Below are 1052 nucleotides of genomic sequence, written 5' to 3' on the forward strand. Positions count from 1 at the left end.
CTCCTATTGCTGCAACAATTATCCATTCTATCCAGTGTGTTTTAATAGAAAACCAAATACTTTTTATCATAATATTAAACTTTTTTTCATCTATTTCATAAGCATCTTGAGTTAATTCTATAAATCGTCCAGATAACCAATGGCCAAAATCATTATCTTCAAAGTATAGACCAAAAGATGTATTGCCTCTTCTATCTTGATATTCCAGAGTATGTGCTAATAATATTTTTTTCCCATCAACTAAACAAATTCTAATACGACCGTAAGATTTCTTAAACACTTTGTCAACGACGCCTAATTTTTTTAATGTTTGTAGAGAGCCTATTATTCTGTTTGTAATATCTTCGGGACAAGTAATCCAAAATTTCACATCAATATTATTTCGCACAGTATTAATAGCTTCTTGAAAAGATTTATTCTCCAACCATCTTGCACTATGTCCAATAATGTATACACTATGTTGTGCTGTCTTAACCATCTCAGCAACTTTACTAATTATTTCATTTCTGCTTTCTAACTTTATCCATTGTTTTGTTGGCATTGGATATTACCTCCTCATATGTCTGACTTGAAATTTTCTAACGACATTTATATTCTAAACTATTTATTTAGACTTCCATGATAAAATTCAATGCCATATCTATAAAATAAAGGTTCTAATGCTTTTGCTATTGAACATTTAAGTGAATCAATTGTACCAATCGTAAAGGGTCCTGCATTCCCTTCTGCATAATATAGAATTTCGCCTGTAGTAGAATCAATTAAACGAATATAAACTAAAGAATCGTATTGATTATCAAGAAGGGGGACTGGTTTTAATTCATCAATTTCAGTGAGTACAACTATTTCAGCACCTAAAATTTTTCCAATTTTTGCTGCAGTTTCTATATCAATCTTTCCAGAAATTCCAAAATCTTGTTCTTTGATGTCAATTGCAATGTAAAATTATACCAGGGTTGCAATGTAAAAGTATACCACCTGCAGGTGGTATAATTAATGGTTCAGGTGGTAATTAGATGTGTTGCAAAGTAAAAGTATACCAGGTAAGTGAA

The 1052-nt window shown here is 30.7% G+C and carries 1 protein-coding gene; it reads right to left on the bottom strand.

The genetic code is table 11. The features are described from left to right. A partial coding sequence (locus AB1349_14640) for a TrmB family transcriptional regulator sugar-binding domain-containing protein (GenBank protein ID MEW6558564.1) occupies positions 1–541 on the bottom strand: 541 nt, incomplete at its 3' end. Positions 542–1052: the final 511 nt, after the last annotated feature.

It is taken from the genome of Elusimicrobiota bacterium, from assembly GCA_040757695.1.
Classification (GTDB): domain Bacteria; phylum Elusimicrobiota; class UBA8919; order UBA8919; family UBA8919; genus JBFLWK01.